Source organism: Bartonella sp. DGB1, from assembly GCF_041345015.1.
GTDB lineage: Bacteria > Pseudomonadota > Alphaproteobacteria > Rhizobiales > Rhizobiaceae > DGB1.
This window is the reverse complement of the sequence record NZ_CP166769.1, coordinates 683,146-708,726: the sequence shown is the minus strand read 5'-3', so window position 1 is coordinate 708,726 and position 25,581 is coordinate 683,146. Positions and strand designations below refer to the sequence as shown.

The 25,581-nt window shown below is 31.5% G+C and carries 25 protein-coding genes; 8 read left to right on the top strand and 17 right to left on the bottom strand.

What is annotated here, in order from left to right; genetic code table 11:
- Positions 1–5 precede the first annotated feature (5 nt).
- From nuoK to AB6T46_RS03560, 11 genes are all read right to left on the bottom strand, one after another.
- On the bottom strand, positions 6–314 hold the full coding sequence (nuoK, locus tag AB6T46_RS03610) for an NADH-quinone oxidoreductase subunit NuoK (RefSeq protein WP_370930800.1): 309 nt from the start codon (positions 312–314) through the stop codon (positions 6–8).
- Positions 311–934, bottom strand: a complete 624-nt coding sequence (locus tag AB6T46_RS03605; RefSeq protein WP_370930799.1) for an NADH-quinone oxidoreductase subunit J — start codon at positions 932–934, stop codon at positions 311–313. The genes nuoK and AB6T46_RS03605 overlap by 4 nt, the downstream gene beginning before the upstream one ends.
- A 47-nt stretch (positions 935–981) precedes the next feature.
- On the bottom strand, positions 982–1,473 hold the full coding sequence (gene nuoI, locus AB6T46_RS03600; RefSeq protein WP_370930798.1) for an NADH-quinone oxidoreductase subunit NuoI: 492 nt from the start codon (positions 1,471–1,473) through the stop codon (positions 982–984).
- Positions 1,473–2,522 (bottom strand): NADH-quinone oxidoreductase subunit NuoH, encoded by a 1,050-nt coding sequence (nuoH, locus tag AB6T46_RS03595; RefSeq protein WP_370930797.1) that lies wholly within the window; start codon positions 2,520–2,522, stop codon positions 1,473–1,475. The genes nuoI and nuoH overlap by 1 nt, the downstream gene beginning before the upstream one ends.
- A gap of 11 nt (positions 2,523–2,533) precedes the next feature.
- The gene (gene nuoG / locus AB6T46_RS03590; RefSeq protein WP_370930796.1) at positions 2,534–4,615 is read right to left on the bottom strand and encodes an NADH-quinone oxidoreductase subunit NuoG; all 2,082 of its coding nucleotides are present in this window, start codon (positions 4,613–4,615) and stop codon (positions 2,534–2,536) included.
- Between the two features lie 37 nt (positions 4,616–4,652).
- The gene (gene nuoF / locus AB6T46_RS03585; protein WP_370930795.1) at positions 4,653–5,927 is read right to left on the bottom strand and encodes an NADH-quinone oxidoreductase subunit NuoF; all 1,275 of its coding nucleotides are present in this window, start codon (positions 5,925–5,927) and stop codon (positions 4,653–4,655) included.
- A complete protein-coding gene (gene nuoE / locus AB6T46_RS03580; RefSeq protein ID WP_370930794.1) occupies positions 5,927–6,580 on the bottom strand; it encodes an NADH-quinone oxidoreductase subunit NuoE in 654 nt (217 codons plus the stop codon). Before nuoE ends, nuoF begins: the two co-directional genes overlap by 1 nt.
- Positions 6,580–7,770 (bottom strand): NADH-quinone oxidoreductase subunit D, encoded by a 1,191-nt coding sequence (locus AB6T46_RS03575; RefSeq protein ID WP_370930793.1) that lies wholly within the window; start codon positions 7,768–7,770, stop codon positions 6,580–6,582. Before AB6T46_RS03575 ends, nuoE begins: the two co-directional genes overlap by 1 nt.
- 506 nt (positions 7,771–8,276) lie before the next feature.
- On the bottom strand, positions 8,277–8,915 hold the full coding sequence (locus tag AB6T46_RS03570; RefSeq protein ID WP_370930792.1) for an NADH-quinone oxidoreductase subunit C: 639 nt from the start codon (positions 8,913–8,915) through the stop codon (positions 8,277–8,279).
- 4 nt (positions 8,916–8,919) lie between these two features.
- Positions 8,920–9,447, bottom strand: coding sequence for an NADH-quinone oxidoreductase subunit B family protein (locus AB6T46_RS03565; RefSeq protein WP_370932044.1), 528 nt, complete (start codon positions 9,445–9,447; stop codon positions 8,920–8,922).
- 59 nt (positions 9,448–9,506) lie between these two features.
- The gene (locus AB6T46_RS03560) at positions 9,507–9,872 is read right to left on the bottom strand and encodes an NADH-quinone oxidoreductase subunit A (RefSeq protein ID WP_370932028.1); all 366 of its coding nucleotides are present in this window, start codon (positions 9,870–9,872) and stop codon (positions 9,507–9,509) included.
- A gap of 234 nt (positions 9,873–10,106) precedes the next feature.
- Between AB6T46_RS03560 and gpt the strand changes: the two genes are divergently transcribed.
- The gene (gene gpt, locus AB6T46_RS03555) at positions 10,107–10,598 is read left to right on the top strand and encodes a xanthine phosphoribosyltransferase (protein ID WP_370932027.1); all 492 of its coding nucleotides are present in this window, start codon (positions 10,107–10,109) and stop codon (positions 10,596–10,598) included.
- Positions 10,599–10,655: 57 nt separating this feature from the next.
- Positions 10,656–11,135, top strand: a complete 480-nt coding sequence (locus tag AB6T46_RS03550; protein ID WP_370932026.1) for an NUDIX hydrolase — start codon at positions 10,656–10,658, stop codon at positions 11,133–11,135.
- Positions 11,136–11,363: 228 nt separating this feature from the next.
- Here the strand turns inward: AB6T46_RS03550 and guaA are convergent, their stop codons facing one another.
- On the bottom strand, positions 11,364–12,923 hold the full coding sequence (gene guaA, locus AB6T46_RS03545; RefSeq protein WP_370932025.1) for a glutamine-hydrolyzing GMP synthase: 1,560 nt from the start codon (positions 12,921–12,923) through the stop codon (positions 11,364–11,366).
- A gap of 107 nt (positions 12,924–13,030) precedes the next feature.
- Between guaA and AB6T46_RS03540 the strand changes: the two genes are divergently transcribed.
- A complete protein-coding gene (locus AB6T46_RS03540; RefSeq protein WP_370932024.1) occupies positions 13,031–13,738 on the top strand; it encodes a phosphatase PAP2 family protein in 708 nt (235 codons plus the stop codon).
- On the opposite strand, the gene AB6T46_RS03535 is transcribed toward AB6T46_RS03540, so the two are convergent.
- The 3 genes from AB6T46_RS03535 to AB6T46_RS03525 form a co-directional block, all read right to left on the bottom strand.
- Positions 13,724–15,007 (bottom strand): RsmB/NOP family class I SAM-dependent RNA methyltransferase, encoded by a 1,284-nt coding sequence (locus AB6T46_RS03535; RefSeq protein WP_370932023.1) that lies wholly within the window; start codon positions 15,005–15,007, stop codon positions 13,724–13,726. The genes AB6T46_RS03540 and AB6T46_RS03535 overlap by 15 nt on opposite strands.
- A gap of 262 nt (positions 15,008–15,269) precedes the next feature.
- Complete coding sequence (guaB, locus tag AB6T46_RS03530; protein ID WP_370932022.1) at positions 15,270–16,754, bottom strand: IMP dehydrogenase; 1,485 nt, start codon at positions 16,752–16,754, stop codon at positions 15,270–15,272.
- Between the two features lie 60 nt (positions 16,755–16,814).
- Positions 16,815–18,209 carry a helix-turn-helix domain-containing protein gene (locus AB6T46_RS03525; RefSeq protein ID WP_370932021.1) on the bottom strand — a complete coding sequence of 465 codons (1,395 nt, stop codon included), beginning with the start codon at positions 18,207–18,209 and terminating at the stop codon, positions 16,815–16,817.
- Between the two features lie 116 nt (positions 18,210–18,325).
- On the opposite strand from AB6T46_RS03525, the gene AB6T46_RS03520 reads away from it, so the two are divergent.
- The 5 genes from AB6T46_RS03520 (at position 18,326) to AB6T46_RS03500 (ending at position 24,317) form a co-directional block, all read left to right on the top strand.
- The gene (locus tag AB6T46_RS03520; protein ID WP_370932020.1) at positions 18,326–20,146 is read left to right on the top strand and encodes a M3 family oligoendopeptidase; all 1,821 of its coding nucleotides are present in this window, start codon (positions 18,326–18,328) and stop codon (positions 20,144–20,146) included.
- 77 nt (positions 20,147–20,223) lie between these two features.
- Entirely contained in the window at positions 20,224–20,601 is a 378-nt protein-coding gene (locus tag AB6T46_RS03515) for a hypothetical protein (RefSeq protein ID WP_370932019.1), read from the top strand.
- A 75-nt stretch (positions 20,602–20,676) separates the two neighbouring features.
- Positions 20,677–21,717 (top strand): ferrochelatase, encoded by a 1,041-nt coding sequence (hemH, locus tag AB6T46_RS03510; protein ID WP_370932018.1) that lies wholly within the window; start codon positions 20,677–20,679, stop codon positions 21,715–21,717.
- 105 nt (positions 21,718–21,822) lie between these two features.
- Positions 21,823–22,875 (top strand): lytic murein transglycosylase, encoded by a 1,053-nt coding sequence (locus AB6T46_RS03505; RefSeq protein ID WP_370932017.1) that lies wholly within the window; start codon positions 21,823–21,825, stop codon positions 22,873–22,875.
- Between the two features lie 23 nt (positions 22,876–22,898).
- Positions 22,899–24,317, top strand: coding sequence for a hypothetical protein (locus tag AB6T46_RS03500; RefSeq protein WP_370932016.1), 1,419 nt, complete (start codon positions 22,899–22,901; stop codon positions 24,315–24,317).
- Positions 24,318–24,326: 9 nt separating this feature from the next.
- Here the strand turns inward: AB6T46_RS03500 and AB6T46_RS03495 are convergent, their stop codons facing one another.
- Together AB6T46_RS03495 and rpsU are read right to left on the bottom strand one after the other, a co-directional pair.
- Positions 24,327–25,160, bottom strand: coding sequence for a tetratricopeptide repeat protein (locus tag AB6T46_RS03495; protein WP_370932015.1), 834 nt, complete (start codon positions 25,158–25,160; stop codon positions 24,327–24,329).
- A 131-nt stretch (positions 25,161–25,291) separates the two neighbouring features.
- On the bottom strand, positions 25,292–25,504 hold the full coding sequence (rpsU, locus tag AB6T46_RS03490; protein ID WP_370932014.1) for a 30S ribosomal protein S21: 213 nt from the start codon (positions 25,502–25,504) through the stop codon (positions 25,292–25,294).
- Positions 25,505–25,581 lie beyond the last annotated feature (77 nt).

The following is a 25,581-nucleotide window of genomic DNA, read 5'->3' as shown; positions in this document are numbered from 1 at the left end:
TTGTCTTAACCTTTCATAGAATTTATATCATCTATATCAATGGATCCTTTATTACGATAATATAACACTGTAATAGAAAGACCTATAGCTATTTCAGCAGCAGCAACCGCTAAAATAAATAAAGTAAAAATTTGCCCTAATAAATCTTGTAAATTAGCTGAGAAAGCCACAAAATTTAAATTTACTGATAATAATATTATTTCGATAGACATTAAAATAGTCAGAATATTTTTACGATTCATAAAAATACCTAAAATACCTATGATAAATAATATCGAAGAAACTATAAGATAATGAGTAATGGTAATTATCATTGTTCACCCAATCCTTTTCCTGTTTCAACCTTTTTAATTTCTATAGAGTCACTTATAGTACGATTCACTTGCGCTGATACAGATTGTCTTTTTACTAACTTATGTTGTATGGTTAAGGAAATAGCAGATATCATAGCAACTAATAAAATTAGACCAACTAATTCAAAGTAAAAAATATAATCTGTATATAAGATATTTCCTAATGCTTCCGTGTTAGTTAATTCACTATCTAGTAAAGGAGAAAAAGAATTAACTACATTTGTAGGAAATGAAGTCTGAAAAAACAAAAATGATAATTCTAAAAAAGTTATAATAGCAACCATAAAACCTAACAACAGAGAATTTTTAGAATATTTTTTAACTTTTATATAATCAATGTCTATCATCATAACTATAAATAAAAATAATATAGCTATAGCCCCTACATAAATGATTAATAATATCATTGCTAAAAATTCTGCTCCTGTTAATAGAAATAAAATAGACGCATTAACAAAGCAAAGAATCAAAAATAATACTGCATGAACAGGATTTTTCACCGTTACTACTAATGCTGCACTTAACAACAAAATAAATGCAGCACAATAAAAAAATAAACCAGCTAATCCTGTAATTAACATTTTTACCCTTTCTACTAAAATAGTAAATATAGTTAGTTTAAAATAAATTAACGATAAGGTGAATCTAATTTAATATTTCTAGCAATTTCTCTTTCCCACCTATCACCATTATCGAGCAATTTTTCTTTATTATAATATAATTCTTCTCTAGTTTCAGTTGCAAATTCAAAATTAGGCCCTTCAACAATTGCATCCACAGGACAAGCTTCTTGACAAAAACCGCAATAAATACATTTCACCATATCTATATCATAACGTGTTGTACGACGAGTTTCATCATTCTTTCTTGGCGCTGCCTCAATAGTAATAGCTTGTGCAGGACAAATGGCTTCACATAATTTACAAGCAATGCATCTTTCTTCACCATTAGGATATCTACGTAAAGCATGTTCCCCTCTAAACCTTGGACTAACTTCACCTTTTTCATATGGATAATTAATAGTAGCTTTAGGAGCAAAAAATTGGCGTAACGCTAAACATATTGCTGAAATAAATTCTAATAGTAATAGTGATTTTGCTACATTAAATAATTTTTTCATTATAACCCACTCAAACTGATTAATTTTAATATTAATGCTAATATCATTAACATAGCCATAGATAAAGGTAAAAATATTTTCCAACCTAATCTCATAAGTTGATCACTGCGATAACGTGGAACAAAAGCTTTTACTAAAGCAAACATAAAAAATAAAAATAACGTCTTTAAAATAAACCAAATAATTCCAGGAACCCAATTAAGCCAAAATACATCAATTGGTGGCAACCAGCCACCTAAGAATAAAATTGTTGTTAAAGAACACATTAAAACAATGGCTACATATTCCCCTAAAAAAAACAACATATATGGAATAGAAGAATATTCAACCATATGCCCTGCAACTAACTCAGACTCAGCCTCTACCAAATCAAACGGCGGTCTATTCGTCTCAGCTAAACTAGAAATAAAAAACATAATAAATAAAGGGAATAGAACAAACCAATGCCAATCTAAAAATGAGTTAGGTAAACCAAAATATGTTCCTATACCATTAGTTTGCGCTAAAACTATATCAGTTAAATTCAAAGAACCAACTAATAATAAAACTGAAACTATTATAAAGCCTATAGAGACTTCATATGATATCATTTGTGCAACAGAACGTAAAGATGCTAAAAATGGATATTTTGAATTAGAAGCCCAACCGCCCATTAAAACTCCATAAATTTCTAAGGAAATTATTGCAAATACATATAAAATACCAACATTTATATCAGCAATCATCCAACCAGCACTAACAGGAATAACCGCCCAAGCTGATAAAGCTAAACCCGCCGTTACTATAGGTGCTAATAAAAAAACCCATTTATTAGCTGCTGAAGGAATTATAGGTTCTTTTAACGCAAATTTCAATAAATCCGCAAAAGACTGTAACAAACCAAAAGGACCAACAACATTAGGACCACGACGCAATTGAACTGCAGCCCAAACTTTTCTATCTAAATAAAGCAAATAAGCTATTATTAACAATAGTAATATAATTAATAATAAAGACTGAAAAATAATATATAATATAGGTAAAATATTATTAGTAAAAAATGCTATCATTAGACCACCTATTAACTTTTAACCAATTTATTTGTAACAGAGTTAGCCAAAGCAGAAGATTCTGCCATGATAACAGAAGCACGAGATATAAAATTACTAGTATAAAAATTCTTTATAACAGTAGTAAAATTATCTTTTTTTAACTTAACTGGCATCGAAGATAATTCTAATAATTTATCTATATCGCTAAATATTATTTCATCAATTTGCGCTAAATGCGGATATTTTATATATAAAGCATCACGTAAAGAATTAATATTATCAAAAGGTAGTTCTACGCCAATAAATTTAGCTAAAGAACAAATTATTGACCAATCTTCACGAGCATCACCAGGAGGAAAATTAGCTCTATTAGTCATTTGCACTCTACCTTCTGTATTAACATAGGTAGCAGATTTTTCAGTATAACTTGCAGCTGGTAAAATAACATCTGCTGCATGTGCACCTTTATCTCCATGCGTACCAATGTAGACAATAAAACCGCTTTTATTAGTTAAATCAACTTCATCTGCTCCAAGTAAAAATAACAAATCCATATTTCTAACTAAAGTCAATGCAGATACAATTGGATTTTTAGGAACAAATCCTATATCTAATGCTCCAACTCTAGCTGCAGCAGTATGTAAGATATTATATCCATTCCAATCTTCTCGCAAAGCATTAACCTTACTTGCTAATAATGCTACTTTTGCTAATATTTCAACACCATTTTTACCAACTAAGGCGCCTGCTCCTACAATTATGAGAGGATTTTTCGCTTTATCTAAAATATCAAAAAAATCTATTTTACCATCTATTAAACTTAATAAACTATCTGTACCTGCACCTAAATATTGATAAGGATAACGTAAATCCACCTGTTTGCCTATGAGTCCAATAGGAATATGATTACGACGTTGATTTACCAATATACGAGCATTTAAAATAGCTGCTTCCTCTCTAGGATTACAGCCAACAAGTAATATAGCATCTGCTTTATCTATACCAGATATTTTACTATTAAATATATAACTTTCTCTTCCATAAGCAGGATTAAATTGAGCACCATCTTGCCTACACTCCATATTTTCTGAGCCTAATTTTTCAAGCAATGACTTAAGCGCAAAAATTTCTTCTACAGCAGCTAGATCACCCGCTATAGCTCCTATATTATTAGCATTGGTTTTTTTTACCACATCAGCGATAGTAGAAAAAGCTTCATCCCAGCTGACTGGAGTTAAAACGCCATCTTTTCTTACATAAGGACGATCTAAACGCTGCAACTTTAAACCATCATAAGAGAAACGACTTTTATCAGAAATCCATTCTTCGTTAATATTTTCATTAACTCTTGGTAAAATTCGTAATACTTCTTTACCTCTAGTATCAATTCTTATATTGCAACCTAAAGCATCCATCACATCTATAGATTCAGTTTTAGTCAATTCCCAAGGACGCGCAACAAAGGAATAAGGTCTAGAAGTAAGTGCTCCAACTGGACATAAATCAATGACATTTCCTTGTAATTCAGATGTTAATGCCGCCTCTAAATAAGTTGTTATTTCTGCATCTTCTCCACGCCCAGTTAAACCTAGTTCAGATATACCAGCAACCTCAGTAGTAAAACGTACACACCTAGTACAATGAATACAACGATTCATAACTGTCTTTATCAAAGGACTAATATATTTATCAGTAACAGCTCGCTTATCTTCACAATAGCGTGAATTATCACGACCATATATCATAGCTTGATCTTGTAAATCACATTCACCGGCTTGATCACAGATAGGACAATCTAACGGATGATTGATAAGTAAAAATTCCATCACACCGGCACGAGCTTTTTTAACCATAGGGCTAGAGGTAAAAACCTCTGGAGGCTCGCCGTTAGGACCAGGACGTAAGTCTGTTACCGCCAAAGCACAAGAAGCCTGCGGTTTTGGAGGTCCGCCTTTAACTTCAACTAAACACATACGACAATTACCAGCTATAGATAAACGTTCATGAAAACAAAAACGTGGTATTTCTACTCCGGCAGCTTCAGCAGCTTGTAATAAAGTATAATGAGATGGGACTTCTATTTCTTTATTATCAATTTTAATTTTTATCATCATTTTTCCTAGCAATTATCTGCTATATAGCCATAACTTATATTGCATTATAGGTATATTGTTCAATTCTTGCCTCAATTTCAGGGCGAAAATTCCTTATTAAAGCTTGCACAGGCCAAGCTGCCGCATCTCCTAAGGCACAAATTGTATGACCTTCTATTTGCTTACTAAGATCAAACAATAAATCAATATCTTTTACCTTTGCTTCGCCTTTAACCATTTTAGCTAAAAGACGCATCATCCAACCGGTGCCTTCGCGACAAGGTGTACATTGACCACAACTTTCATGTTTAAAAAAGGCTGATATTCTCCATATAGCTTTAATAATATCAGTTGTTTTATCCATAACTATAACTCCTCCTGTTCCAAAAGAAGAATTTTTCTCTCGCATACCGTCAAAATCCATTATCGCATCGTAAATATTTTCACCCTTTATTAGAGGACACGAAGCACCACCAGGTATTACGGCTAATAAATTATCCCAACCACCACGAATACCACCCGCATGTTTTTCAATTAACTCCTTAAAAGTTATTCCTAAAGATTCCTCAACAGTACAAGGTGTATTCACATGACCAGATATCATAAATAATTTTGTACCAACGTTATTAGGGCGACCAATAGAAGCAAACCAATCCGCCCCCCTACGTAAAATTGTAGGTGTTACTGCTATTGATTCTACATTATTAACCGTAGTAGGACAACCATATAAACCAACATTAGCAGGAAATGGAGGCTTCATGCGCGGTTGACCTTTTTTACCTTCTAAACTTTCTAACAAAGCCGTTTCTTCACCACATATGTAAGCACCAGCGCCATGATGGACAATTATATCACAAGGATGACCATGAATAGTATCTTTACCTAATAATTTTGCATCATAACATTCGTCTACAGCACGTTGTAAAGCTTCTCGTTCACGGATATATTCGCCTCTAACATAAATAAAAACTTTATGAGCACCCATAGCAAAACTAGCGATAACACAACCCTCTATAAGACTATGAGGCTCGTGCCGTAATATTTCGCGATCTTTACAAGTACCGGGCTCTGATTCATCTGCATTAACCACTAAATAATGCGGACGCCCATCGTTAACTTTAGGCATGAATGACCATTTTAAACCGGTAGAAAATCCAGCACCACCTCTACCCCGCAAACCAGATTTTTTAACCTCTTCAATAATCCAATCACGACCTTTTTCTAAGATTGCTTTAGTATTATCCCAACGCCCACGTGACATTGCGCCTTTTAAAGAAAGATCATGAAAACCATATAAATTTGTAAAAATACGATCTTTATCCAACAACATTACTTTTTATCCTTATTGGATTTAACTACTGCAAGATTAGAAGGGTCACCAACAAGCGATGTCAAACCGCTAATAGGTTCTGAACTTCTACGAGATATTTGTGAACCTGGAGTTATTTTATCTCCTTCTCCAGCTTCAAACATATCAATAATTTTTTCAAAAGTCTCCGGTGTCAAATCTTCATAAGTATCTTTGAATATCATTACCATAGGAGCATTTACACAAGCGCCTTGACATTCCACCTCTTCCCATGAAAGCTTGCCATCTGAAGTTGTTTCAAGTGGATTATTATTTATCCGACGTTTGCAGATTTTTATAAGCTCTTCAGCTCCACGTAACATACATGGTGTTGTACCACATACTTGTATATGAGCTAATTTACCTACTGGATGCAAATGAAATTGAGTATAAAAAGTCGCTATTTCTAGAACTCTTATGTAAGCCATAGATAATAAATTAGCAACATATTCTATCGCGGCTCTGGTAACCCACCCCTCCTGCTCCTGAGCTCTCATTAATAAAGGAATAACAGCTGATTGTTGTCTGCCCATAGGATAGCGTTTTATTAATAATTTTGCCCAATTTTCATTATCTTTAGTAAAAGAAAAATGATCTGGTTGAATATTTTCATCAGCAAGACGACGAACTGTCATTATCTATCTATCTCCCCAAAAACAACATCTATTGAACCTAAGATAGCAGAAACATCTGGTAACATATGACCTCTACACAAATGATCCATAGCCTGTAAATGCGCATAACTAGGAGCTCTTAATTTAACCCGATAAGGTCGATTACTACCATCTGAGACCAAGAATACACCAAACTCACCTTTAGGCGCTTCTACAGCAACATAAACTTCACCCGCCGGAACATGAAAACCTTCACTGAATAATTTAAAATGCTGAATTAACGCATCCATAGAATTTTTCATATCTTGACGCTTAGGTGGTACAATTTTACGATCATCACTAATATGTTTGCCATATCTTTCTCGTCCTAACAACAATTCAACACATTGCAAAATTAAACTTGCTGATTGTCGCATTTCTTCCATACGAATTAAATAACGATCATAACAATCGCCATTCTTTCCTACTGGAATATCAAAATCCAACTCAGCATAACATTCATACGGCTGTGATTTACGTAAATCCCACGCCGCTCCAGCACTTCTTATCATAACACCAGAAAAGCCACGACCCCAAGCTTCATCTAAACTAACAGAACCTATATCGACATTTCTTTGTTTAAAGATACGGTTATTAGTTAACAAACTATCTAAGTCTTTTACTCGCTTTAAAAAAGGATCAACAAATTTTGCTATATCTTCAATTAATTTTTCTGGTAAATCCTGATGTACGCCTCCCGGACGAAAATAATTAGCATGCAACCTTGCGCCAGAAGCCATTTCATAAAAAACCATTAATTTTTCACGCTGCTCAAAACCCCATAACGGAGGAGTTAATGCTCCAACATCTAAAGCCTGAGTGGTAATATTTAATAAATGATTTAAAATACGACCTATCTCAGAAAATAAAACCCTTATAACTTGAGCTCTTTTAGGTACTTCCAAATTTAGTAATTTTTCAATTGCCAATACAAAAGCATGCTCTTGATTCATTGGAGCTACATAATCTAAACGATCAAGATAAGGAGCAGACTGAAAATAAGTTTTTGTCTCCATCAACTTTTCAGTACCACGGTGCAATAAACCAATATGCGGATCTACTTTCTCAACTAATTCACCATCTAATTCTAATACCATACGCAACACACCATGCGCAGCAGGATGCTGTGGACCAAAATTTATATTAAAATTTCTTACATTAACCTCAGCCACGGACACACTCCAATATTTTATTATTTTCAACTAATATCATATCACCACTAGCAAAATATGTTGTCTTTTCGCGAGAATCTGGAACAAAATTTATATTAAAATTCCTTACATTAAACTTAGTCACGAACATACCCCAGTATTTTATTACTTTCAACTAATATCATATCACTATCAATAAAATATGTTGACTCTTCATGCGAATGTGGAACAAAATTTATATTAAAATTCCTCACATTAACCCTAGTCACGAACATACCCCAGTATTTTACCACTTTCAACTAATATCATATCACTATCAATAAAATATGTTGACTCTTCACGTAGATGTAGAACAAAATTTATATTAAAATTCCTCACATTCACCCTAGTCACGAACACACTCCAACATTTTATTATCTCTAACTAATATCATATCATCACTAATAAAATGGGTTACCTCTATAGCGAAAAAAGGATAAATACTTAATACGGTGTTTACACTAGCTAAAATAATTTATATAGGCTCATTATTTTACCTCAATCTTAGCTGAAGAAGCTTCATCAGTTTCTCGTAACGGCAAATCCATAGATTCCCAAGGAGACATATTATCAAACTGACGCATTTCCTGACGCAGAACTACAGGCTCATAAACAATCTTACCCTCTTCATAATCATAGCGACATTCAACAAAACCCGTTACAGGGAAATCTTTTCTAAGCGGATGACCTTGAAAACCATAATCACTTAAAATACGACGTAAATCAGGATGACCAGAGAATAAAATTCCATACATATCATATGCCTCGCGTTCATACCATTCTGCACCTGGATAAATAGCACAAGCTGAAGCTACCGGAACAGTCTCATCAGTGGTTAACTTTATTCTAATGCGAGTATTTTTATAGGGAGACAAAAGATGATAACAAAGATCAAACCTTTCTTTACGGTCAGGATAATCTACTCCACATATATCTAATAAAGATACAAATTTTAAATTTTTATTATCACGTAAAAAAGATAAAACCTTTAAGATGTGATCTTTATTAACAGTGACTGTAAGCTCACCAAAAACCAAACTATAATCACAACATATATTATTAGAAAATTGAGTTTGTAATATGTTAATAATTTCTTTTAATTTTAATATATTGTCTTCATGTAACATATTATTACCGTTCTATTGATCCTGTTCTACGTATTTTTCTTTGTAGAAGCAAAACTCCATATAAAAGAGCCTCAGCTGAAGGAGGACAACCTGGAACATATATATCAACTGGAACAATACGATCACAGCCCCTTACTACAGAGTAAGAATAATGGTAATATCCTCCTCCATTAGCACAAGAACCCATGGAGATAACATAACGTGGTTCTGGCATTTGATCATATACTTTCCGTAAAGCAGGCGCCATTTTATTAGTTAATGTACCAGCAACCACCATAACATCAGACTGCCTAGGTGAGGCTCTAGGAGCATAACCAAAGCGCTCATTATCATAATGAGGCATAGAACAATGAATCATCTCTACCGCGCAGCAAGCCAAGCCAAAACTCATCCACATAAGTGAACCACTTCTTGCCCAAGTAATTAAAGCCTCGGCCGAGGTTACTATAAATCCTTTATCAGATATTTCTGCATTAATAGCTTTAAAAAAATCATCATCAACACTTACAGGACAACCTGTACGCGGATGCAATAAACCACCACTGCAAGAAGATGATAAATCCGTATAATTATCATTTGATGAGTTATTTTTTAATCCCACTCCAATGCTCCTTTTTTCCACTCATAAATAAAGCCAACTAGCAAGATAACAAAAAAAACTAACATTGACCAAAAACCAAGCCAACCTATATTGGAAAAAGAAACAGCCCAAGGAAATAAAAAGGCAATTTCAAGGTCAAAGATTATGAATAAAATAGCTATTAAATAAAATCGTATATTAAATTTGATCCTTGCGTTATTAAACGGCGGAAATCCACATTCATATGGAGAATTTTTTTCCTGATCAGGTTTACGATAAGCTACTAAATAAGGTACTATCATTAACGCTAATATAATAATGAATGATAAGATCATAAAAATAATAACCGGCAAATATGAAGTTAAAATATTAACCATTATAAAGACCTTTAATAAACAGCAATTTTTATTATATCAGCAAATATAAATTATTTTTAACTCTAGCATATTGCAATCTTAAACGCAAAGATTTAACCTATTTTTTTCTATATTATCTGTTTAAATCTTCTCCAAATTACGTTATTATTAACATTTTAAAATTATTAAAGTAAAATTCAATTGAAATAAGTCGTATTAATAAATAATATTAAATTTTAATAAATGGATAATAAAATGATTGATAAAAGTTATCATGTGTCTTGGGATCAGTTTCACCGAGATTCTCGCGCCTTAGCATGGAGAATCTCCAGCTTGAAAAAAAATTGGGCCGCCGTTGTCTCAATTGCTAGAGGTGGATTAGTACCTGCGGCTATAGTTTGCCGCGAATTAGGCATAAGAGTTATTGAAAATATTAGTATTGCCTCTTATCATGATGAGACGATACAAGGAGATCTAGAAATATTAAAAGATGTAAATGATGACATCAAAAAAACTAAAGGAGAGAATGTCCTAGTTATTGATGATTTATCAGACACAGGTAACACCTTAAAGTTAATCAAAGAAATATTACCACTAGCACATTTTGCTACAGTTTACGCAAAACCAGCAGGAAAAAATACAGTAGATACTTTTATAACCGAAGTTAGCCAAGATACTTGGATTTATTTTCCATGGGATCTAGGATTCAGCTATCAAGAACCAATCGAAAAAACCTACAAAGAATAATATATTATTCAATATTTTTATAACGATTAATCCCATTGACCTACTAAGGATAGCTATATGGATAAACTATATAAAAATATAATTAGCTCAAAATATATTTCAGTAGAAAATGAATATTTTCTACAAGTAGGGGCTATTGCTTATAAATACATCAACAATAAATATGAAATTTTATTAGTTACAAGTAAAACTAGTAAAAGGTGGATAATACCTAAAGGCTGGCCTCAAAAAAATAAAAATCTCTCAGAGTCAGCCTTACAAGAGACAATAGAAGAAGCTGGAGCGACAGGAAACATAACACAAATACCAGTCGGACATTATTATTATGAAAAATTATCCCGCAGCAAACAAAAATCTAAAAAAATACGATTAGATGTCTTTGGCTTAGAAGTTACAGAAATCTACCAAGACTGGCAAGAACGATATCAACGTTGTCGACAATGGTTCACTGCAGACGAAGCAGTCTTAATAATTGAACAACCAGAATTAGCTCAACTTGTCTCAGACTTTTTTAATGATTTAGAAAAAACAAAATAATAATATAAATATATTACCCCTATTTAATAATACTAATTGATTTAACAATAATAACATATAGTTACGATTAGATATCTTAACTCTTAAAAATTATAATACACAAAAACTAAAAAAGCCCCATCAACGTTACCGATCATGGTTAACTATAGATGGAGCGATTATTAATAATTGAACAAACAAAATTAATTCAACTTATTTTAGACCTTCATAGATTTTGAAAATAATATATTATTCCCATTCAATAGTACTAGGTGGTTTAGAAGTAATGTCATATACAATACGATTAATACCACGCACTTCGTTGATAATCCTGGTAGATATTTCTGCTAAAATATTCATATCGAAATTATAAAAATCTGCTGTCATACCATCAATAGAAGTCACAGCTCGCAAAGCACATACATATTCGTAGGTACGCCCGTCCCCCATAACACCAACTGTCTGTACAGGTAATAACACTGCAAAAGCTTGCCATATTTTATTATACAGACCCCTCTTTTTAATTTCATCTATATAAACAGCATCAGCTTCTCTTAATATATGTAACTTTTCTTCAGTTATTTCTCCAGGGCAACGTATAGCTAAACCAGGACCAGGAAACGGATGTCGCTCAATAAACCATTCAGGAAGTCCTAATTCTTTTCCTAACAACCTAACCTCATCTTTAAATAATTCGCGCAAGGGTTCCACTAACTTCATATTCATACGTTCAGGTAGACCGCCTACATTATGGTGACTTTTAATAGTTAAATTATTTCCACCTAAATTAGAAACACTCTCAATTACATCTGGATATAAAGTACCTTGAGCTAAAAATTTAACGTCACCTATTTTTTTAGCTTCTTCCTCAAATACTTCAATAAATATTTTACCTATTATTTTTCGTTTTTTTTCAGGATCAGTTACTCCTGCTAAAGCTGCTAAAAATTTATCTTTTGCATCAATCATGATAACTTTTAGAGAAGAAAATTTATCAAACATTTCAACCACTTCTTGCGCTTCATTTTTACGCATAAGACCGTGATCTACTAAAATACAAGTTAAATTTTCTCCTATTGCCTCATGTATTAAAGCTGCAGTAACAGAAGAATCTACTCCTCCAGATAAGCCACAAATCACCTTTTCATTACCAACATCCTGTTTAATTTTTTGTATTACATGTTGTCGATAAGCTGTCATTGTCCACTGCGGAGAAAAATTTGCTATTTTATAAAGAAAATTTTTAATTAACGCTCCACCATCAGGAGTATGAACGACCTCAGGATGGAATTGAACTCCATACCAAGGTTTGAATTTATGTGCAATTACAGCAAAAGGAGCACCGTCAGATTTTGCTAAAACCTCAAAATCTACCGGAAGACTAGATACATAGTCGCCGTGACTCATCCAAACAGGATAAGATTCATTTTCATACCACACATCATCAAATAAAGGATTTGTTTTACAGATATTTATTAATGATCGCCCAAATTCACGATGATCTCCTTTTCGTATCTGTCCACCTAATTGATAGCATAACACTTGCTCACCGTAGCATATTCCTAAAATAGGTATATTGGCATCTAAAATAATTTGTGGTATCCTAGGAGAATTAATATCTAAAGTTGAATGAGGACTACCGGACAAAATAACTGCCTTAGGATTTATACACTTAAAAGCTTCTTCTGCTTTTTGATAAGGTATAATTTCACAATATACCTGTAGTTCTCTAACTCTACGTGCAATCAACTGGGTTACCTGACTACCAAAATCAATAATAAGTAGAGTTGCCTTTTCTTCTTTTCGCATATCTATATAACCTTTAGCAATTAAAATATTATTTTTATATTAAAGCTTTTTTGTAAAAAAAGTAACAAAATTTTATATTATTCGTAATTATTTTATAGGAACAATTAATGAAATTATTAAACGACAAATTTTCACCACAATTAATTATTATTTTAACCATTTTATTTGGTTATAGCATTATTGCACATTTTTACCCTTATTTAGATATATGGTTATCTCAACAATTTTTTCATGAAGATTTACAAAATTTTTATTTAAAAGATAATATAATATTAATCATTTTAAGGCTTATCAATTATTTTTCTCCAATATTAATTGTAGGCTATTGTGTTATAGTAATTTTCCTACATTATAATACAAAAATACCTATTAACACAATCAAATCATACTTGATAAATTATAAATTAGCTTATTTCATCTTAAGCTTTTATCTAATTATCACTATATCCTTAATAAAAGTCTTAAAATTATATTTTGCAAGATCAAGACCAAGAGATATTACTTTATTTGGTGGTGATTACCCTTTCCAAGCCGCTTGGGAGAAAGCTAATTATGCTATTATTGAGAGCCATTCTTTTCCTTCTGCTGAAAGCGCAATAGCTATGTCTATGATCTTAATACCATGGTGCATGCCCAAATCACAATTACGAACTATATTATTGTTTGTTTTTTCTCTATGGATAGCCTTTGTCTCTTTTAACCGTGTCTTATTTGGAGCTCATTTCTTATCTGACATTGTAACATCTTGGGCAATAATTTTATTTTTTATTGTAGTATGGAGCAAAATTTTCAATAAAATATTAGCCCTGCGATAAAATAGAAATAAAAAAACCATCACTTAATGTACGGTTAGGGGTAAATAATGCCCCTTCCGGCGTAAATAAAGGACAGATATTTTCTGGTGCTAATAATTTATCCCATAATATTCTTAAATCTAAAGGTTTAAAATTAGGATGATGTTTTAAAAAATTTTGTATTTGTAAATTATTTTCTTCTTCTAAAATGGAACAAGTAATATATACTAAAAATGATTGTTCCTTTTTTAAATAAATAGGAGCTTCCCACAGGATCTGCTGTTGTTTTTCTCTTATTTCATTCAAATATCTTTCAGACAATTTCCATTTTAACTCAGGATGTCTGCGCCACACACCAGAACCACTACATGGAACATCAAGTAAAATAATATCCATTTTATTTTGTAATTTTACTAAATTATCTTTATTTTGTAAAATTTGGATATTTCTACTGCCAGCTCGCTTAACTCTTTCATAAATGGGTGCTAAACGATTCTTATCTACATCATAAGCATAAATTTGACCTTGATTTTTCATCAAAGCAGACAAAGCTAATGATTTACCTCCTGCACCAGCACAATAATCTAAAAGCTGGATATTATTCCTAAGCGGTAATAATTTTGTAACTAATTGAGAACCTAAATCTTGTATTTCGAACCAACCCTTTATATAACCTTGTTCCTTAGTAACATTAGGATGTCTGTTGGAACCAATTACCGAAGGAAAACGAATTAACTCTTCACAGAACTCTAATTCTGTCGCATTTTTTAACATCGCCATAACCTTCTTTTTATCTGCCTTTAGTGTATTAACTCGCAGATCTAAAGGAGGACGCTGTGATAATGCAAAAGCTTCTATTACCCATTCATCATTAAAGACTCTTTTAAACGGCTCCATAAGCCAATCAGGAATATTAGCAAATTCCTCTAATGGAGCATTTTCTGCAAATCTTCTATCCCACGTATCAATATTATCATCATCTAACTGATAGAGTAAAAATTTATCATTTTTAATCTCTTCTATCAAAGCTTTAGCTGTTTTATCAGATGCCAATAAATAAGCACCAAATGCTAAAGTTGTAGGAGTCTCTATCTCGCCCATAAAATAAGTTATAAGTCTTTTATACCGGAAAGCATCATAGACTATGTTACCAATTGCGCTTCTATCATTTACTCCAGCAAAACGATTAGCTAAACCCCAATTAGATAATGCTTTCGATATAGGTAATTTCTGCTGCTCAATAAGTTTTAATACATCTACAGCTGCACTAATTCGTCCTGCTAATTTCATAATTCTACCTTTTAATTTATTAAAGGAACTTATAACATAAGTAAACGTTGTTTTTAAAACTAACTAATAAGGAGAAAATAGATGACCTTTAAAAAACATAAAAAAAAATCCAAATCTAAACATAAGTTTAAAAAACCTGATGTAAATTATAACTACCGTAGCACTACATTTATTAGTGATTTATGGTAAGTATCTCCTTATATATTCCTCAATATTTTCTTCTTAATAAGCTAGGTTAAACTAATCATTTAACCTAGTTTTGTTATACTGAATAATTAGGACTTTCTCTAGTTATAGATATGTCATGTATATGGCTTTCTTTTAATCCAGCATTGGTTATACGTATAAATTTAGCTCTATCATAAAAATCTAGTAAATTCTTAGACCCAGTATAACCCATAGACGCCTTTAACCCGCCAGCTAATTGATGTAATACTCCTGATACAGGACCTTTATAAGCAACTTGCCCCTCTACACCTTCGGGTACTAATTTTAATTCATCTCGTACTTCACCTTGAAAATACCTATCTGCAGAACCACGTGCCATAGCCCCAACAGAGCCCATGCCTCTATAAGCCTTATAAGCGCGCCCCTGATACATATATACCTCACCAGGACTTTCATCAGTACCAGCTAACACAGAACCAATCATAATAGCTTGTGCGCCAGCAGCCATTGCTTTAGCAAAATCACCAGAAGATTTAATACCACCATCAGCTATGACAGCTATATTTTTAGATCTAGCAACAGAAACTACATCCATTATAGCGCTTAACTGCGGCACTCCTACACCTGCAACGATACGTGTAGTACAAATAGATCCGGGACCAATACCTACTTTAATCGCATCTGCCCCTGCTTCAATTAAAGCGTGAGCTGCTTCAGCTGTCGCTATATTACCAGCCATTATACATATATTCTCATTAGCCATTTGTTTAATAGTTTTAACCGCTTCTAAGACCCTTTGTGAATGTCCATGAGCGGTATCTACTACCAATAAATCCACACCTTCCTGCATCAGCGCTTCAGCTCTTGCTATACCGTCAGATCCAACATTAATAGCAGCCCCTACTCTTAATCTGCCTTGTGCATCTTTAGTAGCTAAAGGATTTAATTGAGCTTGCTCAATATCTTTCACAGTTATTAATCCAGCAAAATTACCGTTATTATCAGTTATTAATAATTTTTCAATTCGATGCTGTTGCAATAGTTCTTTAGCTTTTTCTGGTGATACATCTGAACGAGCAGTAACTAAATTTTTACAGGTCATCAATTGTGATATAGGCAAAGTTTCATCCACTATAAACCGCACATCACGATTAGTTAAAATTCCTACTAAACGACCTATTTCTGAGCCTTGTTGCGGCTGTTCTACCACTGGTATACCAGTAATACCGTGTTTTTTCATTAATTGTCGTGCCTGACCTAATGTCATATCTGGTGTAGCAGTTATCGGATTTAAAACCATACCGGATTCAAATCTTTTTACTCTACGCACTTCATGTGCTTGTTGTTTTATTGATAGATTACGATGAATAACGCCTATACCACCCATTTGAGCCACAGCAATAGCTAAAGACGACTCAGTCACAGTATCCATAGCAGCAGATAAGATAGGTAATTTTAATTCAATATTTTTGCCAATAAAAGTAGTAATATCAACCTGTGTGGGTAATATTTCAGAATGAGCTGGCTCCAAGAGCACATCATCAAAAGTAAGAGCAAGATGTTCGCTAATTTTCGCCATGAGCAAAACTCCAAGTTTAGCTTAAAATTTTAGTATTGGCTATTACTCTTAACATATTATTTAGGAATTTGCAAAGCCTTTACCTAAAGGTAACATATTATAAAAAGATAATTTACGGTAAATTGTAGAACGGCTTATATTCAAACTTTTTGCAGTAGCGGAAATACTATTATTCTTTTCTTTCAATACTGCTGCTAAAATAGATTGTTCTATCTCTGCTAAAGTTCTAATTTTTCGACTTTTTGGATAAAAAATAGATATATTAGATGTGTTGTTTTCTGGATTAACATAATTCATAATATAACTATGATCTACGAATAAATCAGGAAAATCATCTATACCTAAAATACTATCTTTTGTTATCAACACTGCACGTAAAATAGCTTGATATAGTTGTTTAACATTTTTTTCCCATTCTTCATATTGCAGTAACTGCAATATATTATCATTGATATGAGTTATATGTAAAAATTCTGTCTGCTGAGTAATTTTATTTAAAATAAAGTTACTCAAACCTATTATTTCTTTTCTTTTCTGTCTTAAAGGTAAAAAATAAATATAATCAGATGCTAAATAAGCAATAATAATAGATATATAAGGAGAATTTTTAAACTTATTTTTTAACTTCTTTTTACTTGAAGTTATAAGTCTAAAATCAAAAATTTTATGTAGTCTCTCTATTACAAAGATAAAATAACGTAAATGTAACAAAGTTAATTCATCTAAATCACTTACATATAAGCTACCACCTTTAGTTTTTTCTAGCGCTTCAGATAATACATTGGTAAATTCATTATTTTCCCAATTTTTTTTCGCTTCTTCAAGGATAATCTCTATATTATTAAATGATTTAGCTGATAATATAGTAAATTTCTTATCTGCTCTAGAGCTTTCACAATGAATTATATTAGCACAAAATCTTTTACCGGTACCAGATTCTCCTTCTAATAGTAAATTAGAGTTATGATCGCTAACTTTTTTCAACTGTGGTAAAATAGGATCTACAACTTCTTCTCCTTCATAAAAATCTGAAAAATACACACATTTATCTAAAGAAAATGCTTTTTCCTTATTTATTAAAGATTTATTGTACATTAATAATCTATTTATAGAGATTTTTAATCTCAATAAATTATCATCATATAAAATAATTTCATCTATTTTTAATTTTAAGCTAATATCATCAGGAACTTTAGTTAATGATAATATTAAAAAATACAATTCAGGCAAGGAGTTAGATAATATTTTTAAAGCTTCCTCTAAGGAATTTTCTATAGCCGTTTCTCCCAAAATAACTATTATATTTTGGTTGGTGATACCACTAGTTAAAAATTCTAAACTGTCATTAATAGTGTTAAAAGTAATGACTTGATAACCAATTCGCTTCAGGTAACTACTAAACCTATAATTATACTGTGGATTTTTTTCAATAATAATAACAATAGTTCCTGCCATAGCCCAGTCTCATTATATTAACGCAACGTCAATATAATGAGTTGTCATGAAAAATAGTTGCAATATATGTAAAAAATGTTCAGAATACTAGCATAAAATGAAAAAAGAGTAAGCAAATGAATCAAACATTAACAAAAACTGCGAAGAATGACATTTTCCCTAAATGGGATTTAACAGATTTTTATGCATCTCCTACTGATCCTAAATTTTTACAAGATTTTACCAAACTTGAAGAAGAAGTAAAGAAATTCGTAGCCAAATGGGAAGGCAATCTACAAACCTCGACCGAATATACAGATGACAAGTCTTTAGGACATGCAGTACAAGAATATGAAACTATAGTGGAGCTTGCATATAAAATAAGCTCCTATGTATATTTAAATTATGCTCTAAATGTTTCTGACCCCGAAAGATCAAGACTATTAAGTGATACACAAAGTAAAATCACTAAAATATTCACATCGTTAATATTTTTTGAGCTTGAATTAAATAAATTAAATGAGGAAAATTTAAAAACAGCAGAAAAAGATAAATTATTTAAAAAATATTTACCGTGGATTAATAAAATACGCAAAAATAAACCTCATCAATTAAATGATGATCTAGAAAGGTTATTTTCTGAAACATCCCTAACTGGATATGCCGCTTGGAACCGTTTATATAACGACACCTTAAGTAAATCACGTTATTTAGTTGATAATGAAGAGTTAACTTTAGAACAAACTCTTGACCTGCTACAAAATAAAGAAGAAAATAAACGAAAAGCAGCCTTTTATGCTCTAAAAGAATCTTTTGAAAAAGATTTACCTATCTATAGTTTAATTACTAATGTTTTAGCTCAAGAGAAAGAAATATCTGATAGATGGCATAAATTCGAGGATGTAGCTAGCAGCCGTCATTTAGAAAATAGCATTGATCCTGAAATGGTCGAGGCGTTAGTTAATACCGTAAAAGCAAATTATCCAGCTATTTCTCATCGATATTATGCTATAAAAGCTAAATTACTAGGCAAAGAAAAACTAAATGCATGGGATAGAAATGCTCCACTAGGAGATGCTAAAAATGAATATATTAGCTGGAAGGAAGCTGAGAAAATCGTATTAGAAGCCTATGAGCAATTTTCTCCTAAATTAGCTGAGTTAGGTAAAAAATTCTTTGGTAATGGCTGGATAGATGCAGAATCTACTCCAGGTAAAAAATCAGGTGCTTTTGCTCATAGTACAGTACCTTCGGTTCATCCTTATTTACTATTAAATTATTTAGGTTCTAGTAGGGATGTTATGACTTTAGCACATGAGTTAGGTCATGGTGTGCATCAATTACTTGCTGCTCCGCAAGGTGTGTTAATGGCTTCCACTCCTTTAACATTAGCTGAAACAGCATCTGTATTTGGTGAAATGCTTACTTTCCAATCTTTACTGAATAAACAGACAGATCTAAAACAACGGCAAATTTTCTTAGCTAAAAAGGTGGAAGATATGATTAATACCGTTGTTAGACAAATTAGCTTTTATTTATTCGAAAGAGAAGTTCATGAAACAAGAAGATCAGAAGGTGAGCTTAGTAACGAAAAAATAGGACAAATTTGGCTAAAAACACAAAAAGAATCTTTAGGAGAGGCAATTGAAATAACAGAAGATTATGCAAATTTCTGGACATATATTGGTCATTTCATACATTCACCATTTTATGTCTATGCATATGCATTTGGCGACGGTTTAGTAAATTCTTTATATTCTGCATATCAGCAAGGTCAAGAAAATTTCAAAGAAAATTACTTTAAATTACTTGAAGCTGGTGGCAGTAAAAGTCACGAAGAATTATTAGACATGTTTGGTTTTGATGCTAGTAAAGCTAGTTTTTGGGAAAAAGGACTATCTACAATTATAAATATGATTGATGAGATAGAAGAAATTGAAAATAAAATAAATAGATAATTTATTTTATTACTCTATATAGCATATAAATAAAATTAAATTTTAATTTATATGCTATATTTAATATGAGGTCACTAATGAAGATTTTTCGTTTTATCACTATTGGACTATATGCTTTATTACTAACTGGCTGTAATAATGGCTTGAGTATTTTTTCTCCTGAACAACAATTCTACAGTTCTAAAACTAATGAGATTGAAGGCACCTGGAAAGATGCCAGCGGGATATTATCGAAATTTAAAAATGGTACTTTTGAAACAAAAACAACTGATACTAACGAAAAATTAGCTGAAGGTACATACTATATAGATAGCAACCAAGTAGTACAGCTTAATTTACGTTCTCTAGTAAGAGGTACTGTTTCTAAAGTTCAATGTAATTTAGTATCTTTCAATAAAACCCTAACTTGCACACCCGAGAATGGTAAATCTTTCTCATTACGTAAAATAAATTAGCCTATTAATTTATATTCCTTTACAGAATTTATTAATTTTGTTAGGATCCCGTTACATAATATTATTAGGTCTTTTATGAATAAAATCTCTTTTAATACCCCAATTAAAAAAATTGGGGTTCTTCTTGTTAATTTAGGAACTCCTGATCAATTAGATATTAAATCTATACGCAGTTATCTTACTGAATTTCTATCTGATAAAAGAGTGATAGATTTGCCAAGGTTAATCTGGTATCCAATTTTATACGGAATAATTTTACGTAAAAGACCAACAAAAACTCTTAAATCTTATCAAGCTATTTGGGATAAGACATATAATGAATCCCCTCTTCGCCTTATTACTAAGCAACAGACTTTACTAATAGAACAAAATATAAAACAACAATTAAAACTTGCCAAACTAAATACAGAACAACTTATTATTGAATGGGCAATGCGGTATGGTACGCCTAAAATAGAAGAAAAATTAGATATTTTAGTGAACGCAGGCTGTGAAAAAATATTATGTTTTCCTGTTTATCCGCAATATTGTGCTGCGACCACCGCAACCGTATGTGATAAAGTTTTTGACTTTTTAAAACAACAACGACATATTCCTGCAATAAGAACCGTACCAGCTTATTATGACCACCCTTTATATATAAAAGCTTTAGCAGATTCTATCTTAGAGCATTTAACAAACTACCCTCATAGAATAGATAAATTATTGGTATCTTTTCATGGAATACCTAAAAGATACAGCAAATTAGGTGATCCGTATGAAAAACAATGTCTAGAAACTACAAAAAAATTAGCAAAATATCTTAATTGGAAAGAAGATAAAATTGATATTTGCTTTCAATCTCAATTTGGTAAAGAAGAATGGTTACAACCATACACTGAAAAACATATAAAAAAATTAGCTCAATCAAAAATAGAATCTATTGCTATAATCAGTCCTGGTTTTGTAGCGGATTGTTTAGAAACATTACACGAAATAAACATAGAATATAAAAAATTATTTCAAGATAATGGTGGTAAAAATTTCACTTACATTAAATGTTTAAATGATAGTGAACAAAATATTCAACTGTTAACTGATATAATTTTAAATGAATTACAAGGATGGCTAAAATAATTACCTATAAGTTGAACTAATTAAATTATTTTTCATTATCAAACTTGTTATTAAAACATTATAGCCAAAATATATTAATAATTACAAAATTCTACTAGGTTAGTCATGGTGAAAATTTTCAATTTCTTGAGTTATAGTATAATAAAACATAGCTTTTTGTTTGTTTTTATATTAATAGGATCACATTCTTTAGCCTCGGCTAAAAAACCACTTAACGCAGATGCTGTTAAAGAATGGATTATAAATTTTAAACCGGTAGCGCTATCTAAAGGAATTACAGAAAAAACTTTTTCTGAAGCTTTTGATAATATATCATCCCCGGATTTTTCAGTTTTACCTAAAGCACGTTATCAACCTGAATTCATTATGACATTAGTCCATTACCTTAGCCGTCGTATTTCAGCTAATATTATTAAGGAAGGACAAGAAAAAAGTAACCAATATGCTGATATATTAGAAAAAATTAATAAAAATACTGGTGTAGATAAAAATATATTATTAGCAATATGGGCGGCTGAAAGTTCCTATGGAAGAGCTTTAAAAAATCCTATGGCCGTTAGAGATATTTTTAATTCTTTATCAGTATTAGCTTACGCGGATGATCGTAGAAGTCAATATGCTCAAAAACAATTGATTGCGGCACTGAAAATTTTACAAAGCGGTAAAGTAAAAAGAAAAGACTTAGTTGGCTCCTGGGCTGGCGCTATGGGGCATACTCAATTTATTCCTACTAGTTATCTAGCTTTTGCTAAAGATATTAATGGTAACTCCTGGCCTAATATATGGCATTCTATCCCTGATGCCTTAGCCTCTTCAGCAAATCTTTTAAAAACTAATGGTTGGATTAAAAATCAAAAATGGGGTTATGAAGTTCTTTATCCTTACCAAGATATAAAAAAATTTGATAATAAAAATATGTCTTTTGCAGAATGGCAAAAGCTTGGAATAATACGTGCTGATAAAAAAAATTACCCAAATTTAACAAATACTGCTCGTTTGCTATTCCCAGATGGGGTAGACGGTCCTATCTTTCTTGTTACTAAGAATTTTTCTGTTTTAAAAACCTATAACAATGCTAATCGATATGCTTTGCTTATAGGTATTTTAGCAGATAGAATTTCTGGAGAGCTAGGACTCAGCAAAAAATGGGTACCATAGTTTATCTTTTGTAAGAGGATACTATGAAATATAACAAAATAAAATCGCCTTTACTATTACTTTCATCTATTTGCTTTTTAACTATGCCTATATCTGTCAATGCAACGGGCTTAATGGATTTAATCTATAACACCCCTAAAAAAGATAAGGTCAACACAGCTATAGAGCAAGAAAAACAATTACAAAAATTTAACTCTTTTCCTGAAAATGAAGCCATAATAACAGAAGAAAACAATGGATTATTAAAAGAAAATACAATAAAAGCAACTAATAAAAACCAATTATCTATTCTATTACTAGGAGATATGCTAACGACTCCTATAAAAAATGGACTTAGCCGCACTATTGATTTTAAAGAAAATCCTATTGAGTTAATTGAGGCCTCCAATTATAACGCGCAGCTGCTAAATTTTTCAGCTAAAAATATCATTAATGACGTAAATAATATATTAGATTATAATAACCCTAATTTTGTTATTATAGCTATAGGTTATGCAGATGTAATAAAATTAGATAGAGAATTAGCAACTATATCCTTATTTAATAACAGCTGGCAAAAAGATTACGAACAACAACTGATAACTTTAATAACACCTTTATTAAAACGTAATATAGATTTTGCTCTAGTAGGAACTTTGCCACACCCCTCAAAAAATGCTAATAGGATTGCTAAAATAATTAATGAGATAACACAAAAAATAGCCAAAAAATATAATATTACTTTTATAAATATGTGGAATAATTTTGCTAACGACTATGGACAATTTAGCGAAGTTGGTTTTACTAAAGAAGGCAAGTTAACAAAACTACGTTATAAAAATAATGCAGATTTTACCACAGAAGGAGAAGATAAACTAGCCTATTATATTTCTGAAGAAATAACAAATAAGTTTTTTAATAAAAATAAACAAAAAGATAACTCTTTGACTAATACTCACAACAATCAAATAATTACCGCTAAAACTACTAATGCAGGTCTATGGGAAACTAATAAAAGCAACTTAACAAGTCCAATAAAGACCAAACAAAAAGATAACTTAACCCAAATAGCTCCTTTTGGACGAGTAGACAACAGTTATATCACAAGGAATGCAACCAAACTTGCAGAATCCGATACGTCAATTCCAAAAATCACTCCCTCTGTGCTAGATGAAAATAAACAGCATATTCAAAAAATTGACTTTTTAAACGGCTCCGAAAATAATCTGAGCACATCTGAACAAAATAAGCTTAAATTACGAGAAGTTAAACCAGAAAGCGATGATTATAACAAATACGATAATGAAAGCGACCAGCAAATAGAAGATCAAAGAATAAAAACAAATAATAGAAACCAAACAACCGATAAAGAAACAAAGATAGAAAAAACTTCAATCAAAGAAACACAAAAAAGATTTAAAAAAGATCTATCAACTTTACCAATGAACGGTTTATATTATTAATTTCAAAGATTAAAAATATATTTTATGTTTAAAATATTTATCTGCAACTTTGTTACATTTAAAATTAAAGTTTGAGCATAATGCGTTTAATCTTTCAATATGTTTATCAATATCTTCTATCTTATCATCTAATTGTTTTGCGGCTTTATAAGCTTCCAAAGCATCTACATAACATCCATCACGCTCATAAATATCCCCTAATCTATACCAAGCTATAGCAAAATTATTGTCGATATTTAACGCAATACTAAAGTCTTTTTTAGCTTTTTCTAAATCGTTAATAGCTAAGTAACTTAGTCCTCTATCAACATACATTTGTGGTAATTTAGGATTGTTTGATAAAGCTGCAAAAAAAGCATCTATAGATTCTTTATGCCTATTCAACTTTTGTAAAACAATAGCTTTACCATAAAAAGCTCTATAATTTTTTGTTAGCCCTGTAGCTTTATTAAAAAAATATAAAGCCTCTTTGAAGTTTTCCTCTGCTAAAGCTATATTTCCTAAACCGATATAAGCAATAGCATTATTAGGCTGTAAAGTTAAAACATGATTATAATCAGCAGCGGCTTTATCTAGATATCCTTTATTTAAAAATAAAGTACCACGATTAATATAAGCATCTATAAAATTACTATCAAGTTGAATAGCCTGGCTAAAATCTTTTAAAGCACTATTATAATCACTATCTTGCGCAAAAGCTATTCCACGAATATTATAAGCTTCCACTGACTTAGGATTATCCAATATAGTCTGTGTCATCGAGGAAATATTTTCAAAATTGTTATTTTTACATGAAATAAATAAAAGACAAACAAGTGGTAAAACTACACTTTTTTTAAACATAATACCTCGACACCGCATTGCACAAATCAAATATTAACTTTAAGTGATTAATATCCTAATTATAAGCAATTAATATCCTAAAATATGAATAACAAAAAGCGCCTATAAAAAGCGCTTTCTGTTATAACAAATTAATATCCTAAACCATCATCATGTTGAGCTTTTTTCCGTGCTAGTTTACGAGCTCTACGAATAGACTCAGCTTTTTCTCTTGCACGACGCTCTGATGGCTTTTCATAATGAGAACGCATTTTCATTTCACGGAATATTCCTTCCCGTTGCATTTTCTTTTTCAAAGCTCTCAGCGCTTGATCAACATTATTATTACGGACTAATACTTGCACTTGTATCACATACTTTCTAATTAAGTTAACATAGACTTACCATGTGTAATCTGGTAAATACATACATTATTAACTTA